17 protein-coding genes and 2 tRNA genes are annotated in these 17,029 nt (G+C 31.4%); 1 reads left to right on the top strand and 18 read right to left on the bottom strand.

Annotated elements, in window-relative coordinates; translation table 11 throughout:
* Nucleotides 1-52 precede the first annotated feature (52 nt).
* The 18 genes from NR218_RS11320 to NR218_RS11235 all read right to left on the bottom strand — a co-directional run bounded on the left by NR218_RS11320 (nucleotide 53) and on the right by NR218_RS11235 (nucleotide 15,428).
* A tRNA-Gly gene (locus tag NR218_RS11320) sits at nucleotides 53-126 on the bottom strand.
* Between the two features lie 21 nt (nucleotides 127-147).
* Nucleotides 148-233, bottom strand: a tRNA-Leu gene (locus tag NR218_RS11315).
* A 254-nt stretch (nucleotides 234-487) separates the two neighbouring features.
* The gene (locus NR218_RS11310; protein WP_016931367.1) at nucleotides 488-943 is read right to left on the bottom strand and encodes a SprT family protein; all 456 of its coding nucleotides are present in this window, start codon (nucleotides 941-943) and stop codon (nucleotides 488-490) included.
* Entirely contained in the window at nucleotides 936-3,083 is a 2,148-nt protein-coding gene (locus NR218_RS11305) for a Tex family protein (RefSeq protein ID WP_016931366.1), read from the bottom strand. Before NR218_RS11305 ends, NR218_RS11310 begins: the two co-directional genes overlap by 8 nt.
* A gap of 249 nt (nucleotides 3,084-3,332) precedes the next feature.
* On the bottom strand, nucleotides 3,333-4,103 hold the full coding sequence (sigB, locus tag NR218_RS11300; RefSeq protein WP_011275276.1) for an RNA polymerase sigma factor SigB: 771 nt from the start codon (nucleotides 4,101-4,103) through the stop codon (nucleotides 3,333-3,335).
* The gene (gene rsbW / locus NR218_RS11295) at nucleotides 4,078-4,530 is read right to left on the bottom strand and encodes an anti-sigma B factor RsbW (RefSeq protein WP_046309853.1); all 453 of its coding nucleotides are present in this window, start codon (nucleotides 4,528-4,530) and stop codon (nucleotides 4,078-4,080) included. The genes sigB and rsbW overlap by 26 nt, the downstream gene beginning before the upstream one ends.
* A 28-nt stretch (nucleotides 4,531-4,558) precedes the next feature.
* Complete coding sequence (locus NR218_RS11290; protein WP_011275274.1) at nucleotides 4,559-4,885, bottom strand: anti-sigma factor antagonist; 327 nt, start codon at nucleotides 4,883-4,885, stop codon at nucleotides 4,559-4,561.
* Nucleotides 4,886-4,983: 98 nt separating this feature from the next.
* Nucleotides 4,984-5,985, bottom strand: coding sequence for a SpoIIE family protein phosphatase (locus NR218_RS11285; protein ID WP_011275273.1), 1,002 nt, complete (start codon nucleotides 5,983-5,985; stop codon nucleotides 4,984-4,986).
* Between the two features lie 307 nt (nucleotides 5,986-6,292).
* Entirely contained in the window at nucleotides 6,293-6,658 is a 366-nt protein-coding gene (locus NR218_RS11280) for a type II toxin-antitoxin system PemK/MazF family toxin (protein ID WP_011275272.1), read from the bottom strand.
* Nucleotides 6,655-6,825, bottom strand: coding sequence for a type II toxin-antitoxin system antitoxin MazE (gene mazE, locus NR218_RS11275; protein ID WP_011275271.1), 171 nt, complete (start codon nucleotides 6,823-6,825; stop codon nucleotides 6,655-6,657). The genes NR218_RS11280 and mazE overlap by 4 nt, the downstream gene beginning before the upstream one ends.
* A gap of 85 nt (nucleotides 6,826-6,910) precedes the next feature.
* Nucleotides 6,911-8,059 carry an alanine racemase gene (gene alr, locus NR218_RS11270; protein WP_016931365.1) on the bottom strand — a complete coding sequence of 383 codons (1,149 nt, stop codon included), beginning with the start codon at nucleotides 8,057-8,059 and terminating at the stop codon, nucleotides 6,911-6,913.
* 95 nt (nucleotides 8,060-8,154) lie between these two features.
* Entirely contained in the window at nucleotides 8,155-8,514 is a 360-nt protein-coding gene (acpS, locus tag NR218_RS11265; protein ID WP_011275269.1) for a holo-ACP synthase, read from the bottom strand.
* A 9-nt stretch (nucleotides 8,515-8,523) separates the two neighbouring features.
* Nucleotides 8,524-9,051 (bottom strand): PH domain-containing protein, encoded by a 528-nt coding sequence (locus tag NR218_RS11260; protein ID WP_016931364.1) that lies wholly within the window; start codon nucleotides 9,049-9,051, stop codon nucleotides 8,524-8,526.
* Complete coding sequence (locus tag NR218_RS11255; protein ID WP_265848547.1) at nucleotides 9,044-10,567, bottom strand: PH domain-containing protein; 1,524 nt, start codon at nucleotides 10,565-10,567, stop codon at nucleotides 9,044-9,046. Before NR218_RS11255 ends, NR218_RS11260 begins: the two co-directional genes overlap by 8 nt.
* On the bottom strand, nucleotides 10,560-11,039 hold the full coding sequence (locus NR218_RS11250) for a PH domain-containing protein (RefSeq protein ID WP_011275266.1): 480 nt from the start codon (nucleotides 11,037-11,039) through the stop codon (nucleotides 10,560-10,562). The genes NR218_RS11255 and NR218_RS11250 overlap by 8 nt, the downstream gene beginning before the upstream one ends.
* Before the next feature lie 165 nt (nucleotides 11,040-11,204).
* Nucleotides 11,205-12,716, bottom strand: coding sequence for a degradosome RNA helicase CshA (gene cshA, locus NR218_RS11245; protein ID WP_016931362.1), 1,512 nt, complete (start codon nucleotides 12,714-12,716; stop codon nucleotides 11,205-11,207).
* Between the two features lie 270 nt (nucleotides 12,717-12,986).
* A complete protein-coding gene (locus NR218_RS11240; protein ID WP_011275264.1) occupies nucleotides 12,987-14,342 on the bottom strand; it encodes a UDP-N-acetylmuramoyl-tripeptide--D-alanyl-D-alanine ligase in 1,356 nt (451 codons plus the stop codon).
* Nucleotides 14,343-14,357: 15 nt separating this feature from the next.
* Complete coding sequence (locus NR218_RS11235; protein ID WP_048668181.1) at nucleotides 14,358-15,428, bottom strand: D-alanine--D-alanine ligase; 1,071 nt, start codon at nucleotides 15,426-15,428, stop codon at nucleotides 14,358-14,360.
* A 417-nt stretch (nucleotides 15,429-15,845) separates the two neighbouring features.
* Here NR218_RS11235 and NR218_RS11230 point away from each other — a divergent pair.
* Nucleotides 15,846-17,029 (top strand): FtsW/RodA/SpoVE family cell cycle protein (locus tag NR218_RS11230; protein ID WP_265883417.1); only part of this gene is annotated, 1,184 nt, incomplete at its 3' end.

The raw sequence follows: 17,029 nt of genomic DNA, 5'->3' as shown, positions 1-17,029 counted from the left end.
CTTGGAATTAACGTTGACATATTGTCATTCAGTTTTCAATGTTCATTAATAATGGAGCGGGTGATGGGAATCGAACCCACAACATCAGCTTGGAAGGCTGAGGTTTTGCCATTAAACTACACCCGCATATTAAATTAAAAGTTTATTTGGTGCGGCCGAGAGGACTTGAACCTCCACGGGATTTCTCCCACTAGGCCCTCAACCTAGCGCGTCTGCCATTCCGCCACGACCGCTGGCAAAACGCAATAGTTACTATTAACTATCGAGAACATAAACAATTGTAAATGTTTTGTAATGAAATGTCAATAACTTTTTAACATATTTTTAAAGATGTTTTACAAACAATTAATGTTTAACTCTTTTATTAAAGCAACGATAATAACTATACATGTTTTTATAATTAATGTCAACATTTAATAAACAAAAATATTCAGATCTACAATTTTTGTAAAAGTAGACCTGAATTTCAATTTTAGTTACTTAGTAGCTAAGTTAAATGTTCTATTAGTGATAACTTTCCATTACAAATACCGCACCTCATCTTCCGAACATCTACTTTCCTTATCCTTAAATACTTGTAACCACATGATTGGCATTTATATAAATAATTAGCACGCGCTTCATATGATTGAATTGGTGCACAAAATCTCGGAGCACCAACTTGCTTACTCAATATTTTAAATTCTGAATCTTTATGCTTATAACCTTTTCCACCTAAATGCAGATGATAGTGACATAACTCATGTTTAATTATATCGATTAATGCATTTTTACCATAATACTGATATTGTTTAGGATTAATTTCAATGTTATGTGAATCTAACATATAACGTCCACCTGTAGTACGTAGCTTATTATTAAACAAAGCATTATGACGAAAAGGTTCATTAAAATATCGATTTGAAATGCTTTCAACCATATTTTGAAGTTCATTATTATTCATGTGGATCAATCATTGTTAGAGAAACTTTTCCTTTATTTTTATCGATATCAAGAATCCAAACTTCTACTATATCTCCAACACTAACTACATCCATAGGATTTTTGACGAATTTTTTTGATAATTTAGATACGTGCACTAATCCGTCTTGTTTCACACCTATATCTACAAATGCTCCGAAATCAACAACATTTCTTACTGTTCCACTTAATTTCATACCTTCTTTTAAATCTTCAATAGATAGTACATCAGATTTAAGGATAGGCGTTTCAAACTCATCACGCGGATCTCGATTAGGTGCCATTAGAGATTTTATAATATCCTCTAAAGTTGGTACTCCAACATTTAATTGTTCAGCTATTTGATTTGTGTTTATGTTGGATAATTCAGTTTTTAACTTGTCAGTTCCTAAATCATTGATATCAAAATTTAAAACAGTCAATAATTCATATGTCACATCATAACTCTCAGGGTGAATTGACGTATTATCAAGTGGTTCAGAGCCATCTACAATACGCAAAAATCCTATACTTTGTTCAAATGTTTTGGCACCTAATCGTTTCACTTTACTTATTTCTTTATTGTGCTTGATTGCTCCATTTTCTTCACGGTAATCAATAATGTTTTGAGCTATTGCGCTAGATAGACCAGAAACATACTGTAATAGAGATTTTGATGCTGTATTTACATCTACACCAACTTGGTTTACGGCTGTTTCAACAACAAATGTTAATGCACTTTCAAGTTCTTTCTGATTTACATCATGTTGATATTGACCCACACCAATAGATTTAGGATCTATTTTAACTAATTCACTTAATGGGTCTTGAACTCGTCTTCCTATTGAAACAGCACTTCGTTCTTCAACTTGAAAATTAGGAAACTCAGATCTAGCAATTTCAGAAGCAGAATACACTGAGGCCCCCGCTTCATTGACAATAATAAATTTAATATCTAAATTATATTTTTTGATAACATCAGCAACAAATTGTTCAGTTTCACGACTGGCTGTACCATTACCAATAGCAATAAGCTCTATATTATTTTCTTTAATCATTCGGACAATTTCTTTTTCAGATGCTTCTACTTTAGATTTAGGTGGATGCGGATAAATTACACTTTTATCAATAAAAGTCCCATAAGGATTAATGACTGCTAGTTTACATCCTGTTCTAAATGCTGGGTCAACCCCTAATATTTGCTTGCCTTTCATAGGCGGTTGCAACAATAAGTGTTTTAAATTTTCACTAAAGACCTCAATAGCATGTTGTTCGGCTTTCTCAGTTAAATCAGCGCGTATTTCTCTTTCAATTGAAGGCATTATCAACCTTTTTAAACTGTCCTCAATTGCTAATTTAATATAATCTCCATGTGGATTATTACTTTTAACCTCATTTTTTTCAATAGCACTTGCTATTTGTTGAGTATCAAATTCTACCTTGACTGAAAGTACTTTTTCTTTTTCACCACGATTCATAGCTAGCACTCTATGATTAGCAACGTTCTTAATAGGTTCCACATAGTCATAGTACATTGCAAATGTTTCTTTTTCATCATCCGCTTTTTTCTTCTTAGCCGTTACAATATTTCCTTGCCTATAAATATCTTTCAATATACGACTACGATACTTAGGATTATCTGAAACGTGTTCAGCAATGATATCTAACGCTCCTTGAATTGCCTCGTCAACAGTAGCTACTTCATCATTAATATACGCCTCAGCTTTTTTGCTCAATTCACCCTGTTGACCATCACTAATCCATTGGGCTAAACTTTCAAGTCCTTTTCGCTTAGCTTCAGTTGCTCTTGTTTTCTTTTTTTGTTTAAAAGGTCTATAAAGATCCTCGACACGTTGCAATTTGGTTTGTTTAAGAATAGCTTCTTTTAGTTCATTTGTTAATAATCCCTGTTGTTCAATATTATGTATAACTTCATCTTTTCTTTTCTGTAAATTTGCAACATATTGATATTCGTCAGAAATTTGTTTGATTTGAACTTCATCCAAACCACCCGTTGCTTCTTTACGATATCTTGCTATAAAAGGAACAGTATTATTTTCTTCTAGCAATTCTAATACGGATTTTACTTGTTTTTCAGAAAATTGATATTTAGACACTATTTCATTCATTAACATTTTATCCATTTATATAACCACACTTTTCAAAAATTCTTATTTCTCTAAGTATACAATATTTAATTTTAAGCATTGCTTTTTTAATTCAAAAGAAAAAAAGGAGTCGGATAGAATTCATAGTGAATTCATTGTCCCACCCCCACAAAGATGACTAGACCTGAAAAACTACTAGTTGAACTTCTTATCAATACATGCAACAATTGCGACTGTCCACTATAGTTTTATATGATTAATGTTCTAGACTCTAAATGTAATATTTTATTGTTTAGCAGCTTGTTGCAATTTCTTAATTGCAGTTCTTTGTAAGCGTGATACATGCATTTGACTTAATCCAATACGTTCCCCAGTTTCTTTCTGGCTTAATCCTTCTATGAACGTGCATTGAATAATTTCTCTTTCTCTATCTGAGAGAATAGGCAAAATACGTTCAAGAATCATACGTTTTTCAGTTAAGTCATAATTGTCATCTTTTTGCCCCATGATATCTAGTAGAGTTACTGTTGAACCATCTTTATCTGCCTCAATTGAATGATCAACACTAAGCGCATTATAGCTTTGTCCCATTTCCATAGCTTCTAACACTTCTTCTTCTGAAACTTCTAAACGGTCAGCAATTTCTGCAATTGATGGAGATCTTTCCAACTCATTTGTTAGTTCATCGCTTACTTTTTTGATACGTGGGCCTATTTCTTTTATTCTTCTAGGAACATGAACACTCCAAGTTTTATCCCTTAAATATCTCTTAATCTCACCAATAACGGTCGGTACTAAGAATGCTTCAAATTTGCGATCAAAAGACAAATCAAATCTGTTAATAGCACCTATTAAACCAACCATACCAACTTGAACTAAATCTTCATGATGTGATTGTCCTTTAGAATACTTATAAGCTAAAGATTCAATTAATTTTCGATAATGATTAACTAATCTATCTTGAGCTTCTGTATTAGCGTTATCTTGATGTTCTTTAATCCATTGGTTAATTTGCTCAGGTGATACATCATTAACTGATTTCGACTCTTTCGTCATTATTTGGCACCTGCTCTTTTTTTATATACTTAATCATGCTGATTGTTACACCAGATTCTTTAAAGACTTTCACTTCATCCATCAAGGATTCAATTAAGAAAAGACCAAGTCCGCCTTCACGTAAGAAATCGATATTTTCATTCTCATCGTATGGTCCTAGCTGTGACTTAGTCGTTTCATAATCAAAACTTTCACCTTGATCTGAGATAACTATTTTTATTTTATCATCAAATAACTCAAAACATAAATTAATCATACCATTTGTTTCATCATTTTTATAAGCATGCTTAACTGCGTTAGTAACGGCTTCACTTACTGCAATTTTAGAATCTTCTATATCGTCGTAAGATGCGCCTGCTCTTGAGAAGACACCTGATAGAGTTAAACGAATTAAACTCACATACTCAGCAGAGGCAGGCAATTTCATCTCGATATAATCATTTTTAATAGGCAAGTTACTCTACCTCCGTTCCTTCATTGACATGCATTAAGTCCTTAAGGCCAGTAATATCAAATAATCTTCCGATTCTATCTGATACACCTAAAATATATAATTCTTTATCATTTTGATTCAAAGCTTTTAATGTTCCTACAAATAAACCTAATCCTGTAGAATCCATATAACTAACGTTTGTCACATTTACGTGAATATCATGAGTACCTTCTTGACGCATTGGCATCAAAACTTCTTCTAATTCAGGTACTGTATAAACATCTAATTCCCCAGCCACAATGACTTCATAATATTCATCATGTGTTACCGTCTCAATGTTAAGGTTCATAGTTCTTACACTCCTAGTTTAGTCTTTTGTTACTAATAATATGTATACTTTAGTAAGTATACCCATAGTTAGATTTATATAATCTAAAAATTTAATATTTAATTTACACGTTTTATAATCATAATAGTCATATCGTCACGTTTGTTAGGGTTTTGTATTTTTAATATAGCTTCATATAATATTTGTACTATATCTTGTGGATGCATATGCTTATACTTACGTATGAGGTTCAACAATGTGTTTTTAGCTATGAATTCGCCATCTGTGTATCTTGCTTCTGTAACACCATCAGTAAATATGATAACTAAATCATCTAAATGAATGGGAATTTCTTGTTGACTATAACGAGTGTGCTGACTTACACCTAAGACTCTTCCTCTAACTTCAATTTCTTCAAATGTTTCAGTTTCCGCTCTATATATATATCCAGGTTCATGACCTGCAGAACTACAATAAAGTAGATGGTTCATTTCTTCATATAATCCGTAAAACATGGTCACAAACATGTTTTGATTTACGTTTTTCTCCACAACACGGTTAAGACGTTTCAATCCATCACTAGGTAATTGGGAATGCCCATAGGAGTCCATTCCGAATTTAATCATACTCATAGCTAATGCAGCTGGAATTCCCTTACCTATAACATCAGCAATAGCGAAACTCATCGTTCCATCCCTATGATCAATTAAATTAAAATAGTCGCCACTCACTTTTTGAGCAGCAACAGAAATCACACCAATCTGTATACTATCAAATTGAGGGATATCTGTTTTTAACATTGTCTGTTGAAGCCTAGAAGCTAAATCAATTTCTTTATCGTGGAATTGCATTTTATCAACTAACTTTTGGTAGTCTCGATAACTATATCCAAACCCTTTTACAACCTCTTGTAACACATCTAATGTATCAAAAATTTGTTCTTTATCTAAATTTAAGGAGGTTACATATGATTTGTGTATATTCACAATATCTTCAGGTAGAATATCTTTTTTAATTACTTCATCTGTAAAATCATTACACTTTTTTAGAAATTGTTGTTTATTTTGCGTAACTAAACTTTCATCAATAAGTTGCTTATAATGCTGCTTAAATTCTTCCAAAAATCTGCCTCCTTGCTTCAATATATCTATTACTTAGAACTTATTTATATGCATTTGATATTTATTAATAAAATTCATTATTGTTAAAACCATAATATTAAATAATATGCTTTATATTTAAAAAAGACTTTAGGTATTACCTAAAGTCAACAACTAAAGACTATTAATTAATCTAGTACTTACCTTCAAATAAGAATAATATGTATTAAGTGCATAGAAATTAAATTACGAAAATTCGAATAACTGAATTTAAAATATTGTCTTTAATAGTTAAAATGAAATACTTTTGAATTATACATGAATTAAGTTATGTGTTTTGCGTTTTAACTTCATCATGCAATCCTAGACTAATGTCTAACGCTTCATCCACTTCTTGCATTTTCTCATCAGATAGATATGTTAATTTTTCTTTTAGTCGTTTTTTATCTAATGTTCTAATTTGCTCGAGTAGAATAACTGAATCTTTATCAAGTCTGTATTTCTTTTTCTCGATTTCAACATGTGTGGGTATTTTCGCTTTATTAATCCTTCCCGTAATCGCAGCAACGATTACGGTAGGACTATATTTGTTACCAGTATCGTTTTGAATGATAACTACAGGTCTGACTCCCCCTTGTTCTGAGCCCTGTACTGGTGACAAATCAGCTAAATATACATCGCCTCTTCTAATCATTCACTTTTATAATTAGAAATAAGGTACGTTTCGTTGCAATCACAAGCTTCGCATTCTAGAGGAAAAGCTTCTGTCGCTAGGGAGAGATTTAATTCGGCCATTTGTGCATAGCCTTCTTTTAAAGATTGTTCAAGACTGTGACTTCTATTTTGATTGAAAGTAAGCATAATATGAACCTCCAGTTGATACCAAATAAGACATTATAAACTTTAATTAATTTTATAATAACAAATTTTATTTCAAGTGACTATACTATTTTAATAATTCATTAGTTACATGCATCTCGTCATCAACTTGATAGATTCTAGGTAAACGTCTACCTAAATTACATAAAACTTCATAGCTAATCGTGTCTTGTTTTTGAGCTAGAGTTTCAGCTGATTGAGGTGAATCATAAGCATTATCTAGAAGTGTCACAGAGTCTCCCTCTTTTACATCATCTGGCACTTTAATTATCATTTGATCCATACATACTCGACCTATGACTTCACATTGATGGCCTTTGACATTAACAAATGCCCCTTGCATTGAGCGTAAGTAACCATCTGCATATCCAATTGGCAAAATTGCGATTTTTATATCTTCAGTTGCTGTAAATGTACTGCCATAACTTACCGATTCGCCAACTTTTAAATATTTAGTTTGGACAACTTGTGTTAATAATTGCGCACTTGGTTGTAATTCAGTTTCAACTTTTTCTTTTACATACGCTGACGGATAATAACCATAAAGTGAAATACCAAGTCTAACTGCGTTACATAATTCAAAGTTTCTCAATAAGGAACCAGCTGAATTTTGAGAATGTATGAATTTAGGTTTTTCAGCTTGAGTTACTAAGGTTTCAAATTGTTCATATTGATGATCCATTGAGTCGCCAGGTTCATCAGCATTAGCAAAGTGCGTATATACACCTTCGAATACCAAATGAGGATGACTTTGAATTAAGTCAATGACTTCTTTATATTCTTCCAGTGATTTAATTCCAAGTCTGCCCATACCTGTGTCGAGTTTCACATGTAGCCATAAATTCTTTTCATTATCATCACTAATTAATTCTATTGCATGTTGTAGCCATTGTAATGATGGTACAGTCAAAGCAACTCTGTGTTGAATAGCTTTATTTATATCTTCAAGAGGAATGACGCCTAAGATAAGTATTTGAGCATTGATTCCATGCATACGTAGTTCAATAGCTTCATCAAGAGTTGCTACTGCAAAAAAGTCAGCACCGTTTTTCATTAAATGTTGTGCGATTTTAACGCTACCTAGCCCATAACTATTAGCTTTTACTACTGGTATAACTGTTTTATCGCTATGCAACGTTCTAACAGTATTATAGTTATTTAAAATCGCTGATAAATCTACGTTTAAATAAGTTGATCTATAGAATTTATCTGACATACGTAATCCTCCTCTTATTTAGTAAAAAAATCTTGTTTATTATTGATTTAACTCGTTCAAAATACGAGGTAGAAATTATTTTTATTATAATACTGTTAATCTCTCTTTTCTAACAAAACCTGACTCATCGCATAATGTTCTGTATGAGTTATTGAAACATGTACGATAAAACCATTGTAATCTATACATGGTTTACCTTTTATATCGTTGTAACAATTAATGTCTTTGAATGCCACTGTTTTTCCTAAGCCTGTACCTAATGCTTTACTGAAAGCTTCTTTGGTTGCGAAACGACCAGATAAAAATTCAAGTTTTCTCTTTTCACTTTTAAATGAATGAAATTGTTGTTCCTCTTCTTGTGTTAAAATTCTCTTTACTAACTTGTCTTTTTGTTTCTCAAAAGCTTTTTTAATTCTATCAATTTCTATTAAATCAATACCTATTCCATGTATCATGCTAATCCCTCACTCACTAGGTAAATTTGAATGATCTATTTTCTTATTCATTTCACTAATATCATTTTGCTGAATTTTTTTCTTATTTTGTATCATTTGTTTAAGATTAATTGCGTCTGTCTTTGCAATCAAGTCTATTTGAGAAACACCACCTGCAGTCGACAAATGCAATGATGCTAACTCATATTTTCTCATTAAAAAACCTTCTTTAATATCGATATTTTGAATTCTATAAAATGGAATAATTTTAGTATTGATAAAAATAATGCCTCTTCTTATATAAATTTCATCATTTGAATGACTATAACGAAAGTTTTTATATTTTAAAAATGGTGTTATAACTATAAAAACAACACAACATAAAATGATTAGTACTATCGCAAGACTTACAAGTAATGCGCGACTCATTTCCTCAATGTATAAATCACATAAAATGCTTGCTATTATCACTATAATTGTAAAAATAATGCTAGTAATCATTGAAGCAATCCTCATCACTTTAAGGCCGTTTTTATTCATGTAATTATAATTAGACATCGTACTCACCTCTTAAATACGCATCAACGTAGCGTTGCGATGTATCTTCTTTTATGAACTTTAATTCCATAAACTCAAATATTGATCCCTTAGCAATAAGGAAATATAAATTTGCTAAATGACTTCTTTCGAGAAAAGGATGTTGGCTCGTTTCCATACCTATAATTTTATCCGTTTTGAAGTAATATGTTTGAAAACCAAAAGTGCTTACGCGTTTCAAAGTAATTTCATCATTCTCTATCACTAAGCCAGCATTTTTAACGTAGATATATGCATGAGACATCATCACAATAATTATCATCAAAGCGATAAAAAAGCTCCATGCACTCCAAAAATAAGTTCCAATACTAGCTAAAATTAAAACGATAATACTTGGTATAAAAAAGTGACGATGAAATCCATTCCACGGCATAATGTTTTCGACCTTATTAAACTTCATTTCTGGTACAAGCTTTCCAATAATTTCATACGCTTCTTTTTGTCTTATAAATGGTAATATCATAATTTTACCATTGTCACTTGCATCATCTTTAGACTCTATGTCCATATCACTCGTGATTATAAAGTGTATAGAGGTATATCCAAATATTTTTCTTAAGAAAGATTGTTTCTCTAACACTGCTTGTAGTCGATCAGTTGGAACTGTTAGATTTTTCACATTAAAAAGACCATAACTAATTTTAAGATGATTCCCCTGTTGTACAACTTTGTAGTTATAATAACGAATAATCGTAATTATAGTTCCTAAAACATAACTAATGATTAAAATCGATACAACAACAAACAACACAATAATAAGTACAGAATTTACCCAATGCCATAGATTAGACGTCCATTTATCCCAAGGGATAATATCTTGAAATGCACCTACTATTGGCGAAACGGCAGCAAAGGCCACACCTATTGCCCCACTCGTCATAGCCATTAGAATTAGTGAAGTTAAGGACATATTGAACACATGTTCTGAATTACTTTCTGTTACACTTGTCGACGCATTGTATTGCTCAGTTTTTAGTTCATTTTCATCCGCTTCATCATTGATTGAATATTCTTGAATATCATTATTTAATTCTTTTTGTCTCATACGTATGGTTTGTTCAATGAACTCACTCTGTTTCTTCGTTATTGTTGCCAATTCAATACCATCACTTGGCGTTTTAATTTGTAAACTAACACCACCCACGATTTGGTTAATCAAACCTTGTGTTGTATCTAATGACTGAATTCTACTTAGATTTAGTTCTTTTCTTTTTTTATTTAACCAACCAGATGTAACAATAAATTGATCGTTTTCAATCCAATATCTTGTAACTTTAATTTCTAAAAATCGATGTATAAACGTCAAAATAAAGATAAATAAAAAGATTGATGGGCCAATATAATGACGAATTTCTGTAAAATCAAAATTCCATATATTAAAACCAACTAATATGATAAATGTAAAAATATTTTGTTTAATTACGTCTATTATCCCTGTTATGTATGAAATTGGATGCAATTTTTGTGGATTAAACATCTGAATCAGCACCTCGCAATGCTATAAAAATATCTTCTGATAATTGATTCATTTCTTCTTCTGAGACAATTGGTAATTTTAGTTCATGTCCCGCTGTTACAAAAATTAAAATATTTAAATTTAATAGCTTTAAAATAGGATTACTTTTAATTTCTAAAAATTGTAGCCGTTCAATTTTAGTTATTTGGTGTTTTTTAAAGATAAAAGTCTTTTTAACTTCGACATTTCTATCATTAACCCTATAAAAACGATATTTATAATTAATAATGGGCTGTAATAGTAAACGAATAACCGAAATGAAGACTAAGAAGATAAGTATGTAGACAATAAGGTGGTACCAATTAAAATATCGCCACATTGAAAATAGTGCAACAATGATAATCAGTTCTATTAAAAATAAGATACCACTATTAAGCCAGTGGTATTTCAGTGCATTTTTAGGACTCTTATGAAATGAACTTTCTACCTTCATAATATACTCCTTTGCAATTTTATTTTATTATATCATATTTAGTGTGAGGCTTACTGACCTTGCTGAATATGCGAAATTGTTAAATTACTTCTACTATTTAATCAAATTTAAAACCACCTCAAAAGCATGAGATGGTTTGATTATAAAATTCAATATTGAATTATTTTATTTTTGTAAATCTGCGAATGTTCGACCTTTCATCGTAGATCTACCTTTGTCTTGTCTTTCACGACGGTCAGGTTTTTTACCTTTTTTCTTATTAAAGTTACCTTTTGAACGTTTGTTTTTATTATCGAACTTGTTATTACGTTTTCCACCACGACGTGATCCATTACCTTTACCTTGGCGATTTTTACGTGCTAATGGTTTTTCAAATGTTAATTGTACTTCCACTTCATCATTTGCTTCTACTAATTCTTGTAGTAATGATGCAACTAATTCAGTACTATCATATTCTTCTAATAACTCGCTTGAGATACGTTTCAAACGTGCTTCACTTTCTCGTGACATCCAATTTTTCACTTTATCTTTAATATCATCTTCACGCGCTTTTAATACTTCTTTTCGGTGAGGTGGTCTTAAAGCGTTCATGCGTCTTCCATTTGAATCTTCAATTTGACGGATGTAATCCATTTCAATTGGATTTACAAATGTAACAGCGATGCCTTCTTTACCAGCTCTTCCTGTACGTCCGATTCTATGTGTATAGCTTTCAGTATCTTGAGGAATGTCAAAGTTATATACATGACTTACACCTGAAATATCTAAACCACGTGCCGCAACGTCTGTAGCAACTAATATATCGATTTGATCATTTTTAAATTTCTTCAATACTTCTAAACGTTTAGCTTGTGTGATATCACCATGTAAGCCTTCTGCTTTGTATCCTTTAGATAATAAAGCACTTGTTAATTCATCCACACGACGTTTTGTTCTACCGAAGACAATGGCTAATTCAGGTTGGTGTACATCTAAGAAATTAGTAAATGTATCGAACTTTTCAAGCTCTTTCACTATTGTATAATATTCATCAATTTGAGGGTCTGACATTTCGTTGTTCATTGTCTTAACGATTTGAGGAGATTTCATGAATTGTTGTACTAAAGTTTGGATTGCTTTAGGCATTGTTGCTGAGAATAACATTGTTTGTCTTTGTTCAGCTGGAATTTTATCCATAATGAATCTCATATCATCGATGAATCCCATGTTCATCATTTCATCCGCTTCATCCAAAATCAATGTATGAATACCATTTGTTTTTAATGTACGTCTATTTAAGTGGTCAATGACACGTCCTGGTGTACCTACAACGATTTGTGGTCCTCTTTTTAAAGCTTTAATTTGTCGATCGATTGGCATACCACCAAATACCGTTACAACTTGTACATTTTGACCACGGCTAAATTCTCTTAATTGTTCAGCTACTTGCATAGCCAATTCTCTTGTAGGTGCTAATATTAACGCTTGTACACCTGATTGACCCACAACTTTTTCTATTAAAGGAATCCCGAACGCTCCCGTTTTACCTGTACCAGTTTGAGCTTGTCCAAGGATGTCTTTTCCTTCTAATGTATAAGGGATACTATCTTTTTGGATAGGTGTGGGTTCCTTAAAGCCCATTGCTTCAAGGGTCTCAACTGTTTTATCCGAAATCCCTAGTTCTTTAAAATTTTGCAATATAATTCTCCTTTTAACTTTCTTATTTATCAATATACGTTTGTGTATATAAGGTCCTCTTATTACGTCAACTTCTATATAGTACCACCTAAAATTACATATCGCAATAAAGCAATTTTATAGATGAACTCGTTTTCAAACCTATTTTCATATAATAGCGTTTACATTTTTCACTTGTTAATTAAATTTTTAAAGTAAAAAAACAAGCCACTAAAGGATTTAGATTCCTAATTAGTGACTTGCTTAGATTGATAGTAATTTTGAAAATAATTAAATCAATTTATTTACAACTTCTTCAAGTTTATTTCCTCTTGAACCTTTTACAAGAACTTTGTCGTTAGCAACTAAGTTATTTATTAAATATTGAGTTAATTGTTGTTTATCAATAAAATATTCAACGTGGTCAACAAATTGTCCTCCAATATCACTAATATACTTTGCATCTTTGCCATATGTTAATAATGTATGGATGTTTTTACCTTCTAAATATGCGCCTACCTCTTCGTGCATTGAACGACTATTTTCCCCTAATTCAAGTGAGTCAGCAAGTACAATAATTTTTCTACCTTCCATTTGACTCAAAGTATCAATTGCGGCTTTCATACTTGTAGGACTGGCATTATAAGCATCATTTATGATAGTAATATCATCATCAGTAATATGGCGTTCCATTCGCATACCAGTAAGTTGAACATGATTAATGTTATGTTGAATAGTCTCATATTTAAGTCCTAGTTCATGACCAATAGCAATAGCGATAGCTGCATTTTTCATATTATGGATTCCTAGAATAGGTAATTTATAATGTTCATTACCGTTAATAGAGAAAGCAATGCCATCATTTTCACTATGTTCTACTTCGCATACTAAAGCATTATCTTGTTTCAAACCTACACTTAAACATTTAGCGTGTTTGATTTTTTTAACATGTGGTTCAAGCAATGGTTCATCACCATCATAGATGAATGTTCCTTCTTTTTTAAGTCCAATTGTTATTTCAGATTTAGCTTTAGCAATGCCTTCACGAGAACCTAAATCTTGCATATGTGATTCACCAATATTAGTAATAACAGCAATATCTGGTTCTGCTATATTAGAAAGTAATTCTATTTCATGGAATCCAGACATACCCATTTCTAATATTGAAATCTCTGTATCTAAATCAAGCTCTAAAATAGTTAACGGTAAGCCTATTTCATTATTGTAATTACCTTGCGTTTTTTTTACTTTAAATTCAGTGTGTAATACACTCTCAATCATATCTTTTGTAGTTGTTTTACCGTTTGAACCAGTAACACCTATTACTTTAGGGTTCACATGTTTAAGATATGCTTTAGCTAATTGTTGTAACGCAATTAATGTATCGTCTACCCATATAATAGGTCCCTTCACGTTATCATCAATGTCATGGCCCTTTTCATAGAAAGAAGCCCCAGCACCATCTTTTAACGCCTGTGAAACAAAGCAATGACCATCTACGTTCTCACCTTTAAATGGTATAAATAACATATTAGTTTTGATTGCACGTGAATCGATCGTCACACCTTTGATGGTTTGTCGTAAATATTGTGAATCAATATCACAAGGTATCCATTCCTGAATTTGCTGTAAAGTAACTTCTATCATTTATGAATCCCTCTCTTAGTCAATTGTGTATTTGTTTTTCTTTTTATCCTCGTGACGTTCTTTAGCTAGGTCAATTAATTTTGTGATTAGGTCAGAATAAGATAACCCCATATTCTCCCATAAACTTGGATACATACTAAATGCTGTAAATCCAGGCATTGCATTTGTTTCATTAATAAAAATTTGATTGTCTTCAGTAACAAAGAAATCCGCACGTACTAATCCCGAACAATCTGTAGCTTTAAATGCTTCCAATGCCATGTTTCTTAATGTCATTTGCACTTCTTCATCTAATTCTGCAGGAATTTGTAAACTGATTTTACCGTCTTTGTATTTTGATTTGTAATCATAGAATGCAACATCTTTGATAACTTCTCCTGGCCATGTTGTTTCAGGATAGTCATTGCCCAATACAGCTACTTCAACTTCGCGAGCATTAATACCTTGCTCAATAACGAGTTTACGGTCAAATTGGAAAGCTTCCTCAATACCTGATTTTAGTTCATCCTCATTATTACATTTACTAATACCTACACTTGAGCCAAGATTTGCAGGTTTTACGAATACTGGATATGTAAGTTTATCTTTAACGAGTTTAATAATATTCCCCTCATATTTTTCATATTCACTTCTTAAGAAACTAATGTAAGGTAATTGAGGCAATCCTCTATGTTCAAATAATTGTTTCATGACAAGTTTATCCATTGAACTTGATGCAGCTAGTACACCGTTTCCAACATATGGTAAATCAAGAACTTCAAATAACCCTTGAATTGTACCATCTTCACCATTAGGGCCATGAAGTAATGGGAATATTGCATCATAAGGTTTACCATTGCTACTTTCTTTAAGCAAAATAGTGATTTCGCCCGCTTCTATATCTGTCATATTTAGGGATTCAATTTCTTTAATTTTCTCAGTGATATTTTCTTTTTTCTTCCATAAGCCATCATTCGTAATATAAATGATATCCACTAAATATCTTTCTTTATCAATTGCATTAAGAACATTTTGCGCAGTCAATTTAGAAACATCATGTTCAGCACTTTTACCACCATATACGATACAAATGTTTTCTTTTACCATAAGTAGTTCCTCCATTAAGAAAGATCATAACTCAATCATTTATGAGAAGTATTAAACTATTACGTTATTTAAACTTCTTACAAATGTCTATATCTCTTTCAATTCATTTTTACTTTTTCTTTTTAGTTAACTATCAATATTTTATAAATTTTATTTAGTTTAAACTATGCTTTCTAAAAAACAATATTATCACAGTCTAAAGTGATTTTGCATTTATCAACTTAAATCTAATTATGTTTAAATAATTTTTTTGGTTTATATTAGATTAATTTACCAATCATAATTCAAACACAATTTTAGATAGAATTTTTAGTTTTCTATATTCAGCCTGTTATTTTCTAGCAAATTAATATAAAGTCATGTAAAATTTGTATATAATATTAATCGTTCGATTATAAGAATTTAAGGAGTTTTCTCATGAAATATTCATCCCGTCAACAGCCTTCAAAACATTGGCTACGTAAGATAGACTGGATACTTGTAGCATTATTAACCATACTTGCCATTATAAGTGTTACTACGATTAGTTCAGCTATGGGTGGAGGACAATATAGTGCAAACTTTAGTATTCGCCAAATCATATATTACATATTAGGTGCCATTATCGCATTAGTTATTATGCTTATTTCACCTAAAAAGATTAGAAATAATACATATATTCTTTATTTTATCTTTTGTGTACTACTTATCGGTTTACTCATATTACCTGAAACATCTATTACACCAATCATTAATGGTGCTAAAAGTTGGTATTCATTTGGACCAGTAAGTATTCAACCCTCAGAATTTATGAAGGTCATCTTAATTCTAGCATTAGCAAAGAGCGTTTCTAACCATAATCGTTTTACTTTTAATAAATCTTTTCAAACTGATTTAGTCTTGTTCTTTAAAATCATAGGAATTTCAATAGTTCCAATGGCTTTAATCTTATTACAAAATGACTTAGGTACAACGCTTGTGATTTGCGCTATTATTATCGGTATAATGTTAGTTAGCGGTATTACATGGAGAATTTTAGCACCATTATTTATAGTCGCTTTTGTTTTTGGAGGAACTATTATATTAGCTATCATTTATAAACCAACGTTAATTGAGAGCCTTCTAGGTGTGAAAATGTATCAAATGGGACGAATTAATTCTTGGTTGGATCCATATTCATATAGTGCTGGAGACGGTTATCACTTAACTGAATCTTTAAAAGCGATTGGGTCTGGTCAATTATTCGGTAAAGGATTTAATCATGGTGAGGTTTACATTCCTGAAAATCATACAGATTTTATATTCTCAGTAGTTGGAGAAGAAATGGGATTTTTAGGCGCTGTAGTTTTACTACTCATCTTTTTAGCCTTGATTTTTCATTTAATTCGACTTGCTACGAAAGTTGAATCTCCATTCAGCAAAATATTTATCATAGGCTATGTATCACTACTTGTTTTCCATATATTACAAAATATAGGTATGACAATCCAATTACTACCTATTACCGGTATACCACTACCTTTTATTAGTTACGGCGGTAGTTCACTATGGAGTTTAATGGTTGGTATAGGTGTCGTCTTATCTATACATTTCCATCAAAGACAAACAATGCCTAATAAAGA

It is taken from the genome of Staphylococcus sp. SUC_1.2 (genome assembly GCF_026222585.1).
This window is presented reverse-complemented; position numbering and strand designations above follow the sequence as displayed.